Raw genomic sequence first — 2,358 nt, 5'->3', positions numbered from 1 at the left:
CAGCAATCCATCTCCGGCACCATCACCATCTCGCTGTCCGAGGATATCGACGGCCGCATCGTGTCCGTAGCTGGCCCGCTCTCCGTCCAGATAGTGCGAGAGGCATCAGACCCCATCGTCAAGGCCAGCGTCAATGAGGCGCTGCGACAGGCAAGCAGGCGCAAGCTGTGATTGAGATCATCGTCCCCGACTACAGCGCCATGGTCATCAGGGGCCTGACCCCGAATTTCCCGAGCCGCGTCAACCGATCGGCATGGACCGGCAAGCGCAAGATCGTTGGCCTTCCCGGCGGCGAGAACTGGACCGGATCGCTGATCGTGCCGGATATTGCCACCGAGCTAGAGGAACGAAAGTGGCGCGCCTTTCTGGTCGCGCTGCGCGGTCCGCAGAACTGGTTCAAGTGGTTCCTGCCCTGCCAGACGCACAGCGGGGCCAAGCCGCTCGTCAACAACACGCCCGCGCCCGGATACGAGCTCTCGCTCGACGGGATGACGCCGTCCACGACCATCCTCACCGCTGGCTGTTTCATGACCGTGCCGCTGCCCAGCGGACACAAGCGCCTCGTCTGCCTGACCGAGGACATGGTCACCAACAGCAGCGGCCAGGCCATCGCGCGCTTTGGCCCGGCGCTCGGAGAGATACCGGCCAACAATGTCGAGGTCGAGACCAAGACCCCGTACATCCCTCTCGCCCTCACCAACACGAACACCGGCCTGAACTACCAGGACGCAATCGCCGGGATCGAGTTTGATGTCGAGGAGGCGAAATGAGCCTCCCCGATATCGATGCCGTCGCTGCGCTCGACGCGCCGGTCATCAAGCCGGTCTGGTTCGCCTTTCTCGACATCAACGGCGACCCGGTGCGCTGCAACACGTCCGGCACCAGCTTCCTCGTCGATGGAACCGGCGATCCCGATCTCGATGGCCAGACCTTTACGGGCATCGGCGGCGACCTTGTCGATATCTCGCCCGTCTCCGTTCGTGAGGGTGGGTCCGAGCGCGTGACGGCGCAGCTGAGTGGCTTGCCGCCGCTGGACGACGATATCCTCGAGCTGCTCGACAATCCGACCAACTGGCAGGGCCGCGTCGCGCGCCTGTGGCGCACCATCCGCAACGCAGCGAACGAGCAGGAAGGCGGGTTTCAGGCCTATTACACAGGCTACATGACCGCGCTCGACTTCGCGGGCGATGAGAACGGCGGCATCATCCGCGTTACGATCGAGACCTATCTCGCTGCGTTCGGCCAAGCCAGCAACCGCACCTATCTCGACCAGGAACGCTACGACCCCGACGACCTGTCCGCGCGCGCGTCCATCGCGATCGCCAATGGCCTGACGCAGAACCCCGGCGCTATCATCGGCGGGGGCGGCGGCTATAGCGGCGGTTACGGGGGAGGCATCAACGGCCCGCGGGTGAACGACCTATGACCGCGCGCCGCTCCACATGGGAGGCCGATCTCGCGTCGTATCTGGCGCAGAAGGCAGCCGAGCCGTTCGAGTATGGCGTCAACGATTGCTGCCTGTTCGGCGCGGGCGCGGCTGCGGCGCAGACCGGTATCGACAATGCTGCGGCTTTCCGGGGGCGATACAGCACCGAGATAGGCGCGGCCCGCGCCCTCCGCCGCATCGGTGCAGGCGATATCGAAAGCACGTTCGACAGCTTCTATCCCGAGCGGCCGATCGGCTTTGCCCGGCGCGGAGACCTCGTGTTCAACGGCGAGGCGGTCGGTGTCTGCGTCGGCGCGGTCGCCGTGTTCCTGTCCGATGACGGCTATAGCCACGTCCCGCGCGCCCAATGGCGCAAGGTCTGGGCCGTATGAGCAAGATCCTCAAGATCGGCGCGGCTGTCGTCGGCGCGGCGGCGCTCATCATCGCAACCGGCGGTGCAGCAGCGTTCGGCATCGCGGGCGCACTTTCCACGACAGTCGCGGGCATCAGCGCCGGTGCGCTGCTTACCGTCTCATCCGCCTTGTCGATCGGCGCATCGCTGCTCGCAAAGCGCCCGAAGGCGCCTTCTGTCAACGCGGCCAACATCGATCGCCTGAACAGCACCATCGACCTGCGCACCCCGCGCAAGATCGTGTGGGGCAACACCGCTGGCGCCAACGATGTCCGCGACCAGGAATATACAGACAACCAGACCGTCCTGCACCGCTTCATCGTCGTCGCCAGCCACAAGGTCCATTCGATCTACGAAATCTGGTTTGACGATGAGCTGGCGTGGTCCAGCGTTTCGGGTGTCGCCTCCAAGTTCGCGGGCTATCTCAATGTCACGCCGGTTACCGAGGGCAACGCGGGCAACGCGATCAACATCAGCCCGCGCATGGGATCGAGCCGCCGCTACACCGGCCTCGCCTATG

4 protein-coding genes are annotated in these 2,358 nt (G+C 65.0%); all 4 read left to right on the top strand.

Features of this window, described 5'->3' with window-relative positions:
- Positions 1-167: 167 nt before the first annotated feature.
- Positions 168-770, top strand: a complete 603-nt coding sequence (locus AX735_RS12290; RefSeq protein ID WP_066280488.1) for a hypothetical protein — start codon at positions 168-170, stop codon at positions 768-770.
- A complete protein-coding gene (locus AX735_RS12285) occupies positions 767-1,426 on the top strand; it encodes a hypothetical protein (protein ID WP_066280487.1) in 660 nt (219 codons plus the stop codon). Before AX735_RS12290 ends, AX735_RS12285 begins: the two co-directional genes overlap by 4 nt.
- Entirely contained in the window at positions 1,423-1,818 is a 396-nt protein-coding gene (locus tag AX735_RS12280; RefSeq protein WP_066280485.1) for a DUF6950 family protein, read from the top strand. The genes AX735_RS12285 and AX735_RS12280 overlap by 4 nt, the downstream gene beginning before the upstream one ends.
- A partial coding sequence (locus AX735_RS12275; protein WP_202189568.1) for a hypothetical protein occupies positions 1,815-2,358 on the top strand: 544 nt, incomplete at its 3' end. The genes AX735_RS12280 and AX735_RS12275, both read left to right, overlap by 4 nt.

This window comes from Blastomonas sp. CCH1-A6 (genome assembly GCF_001556365.1).
In the GTDB taxonomy this organism is placed as follows: Bacteria; Pseudomonadota; Alphaproteobacteria; order Sphingomonadales; family Sphingomonadaceae; genus Blastomonas; species Blastomonas ursincola.
The sequence above is the reverse complement of the archived record's forward strand: the minus strand, read 5'-3'. Positions and strand labels throughout refer to the sequence as shown.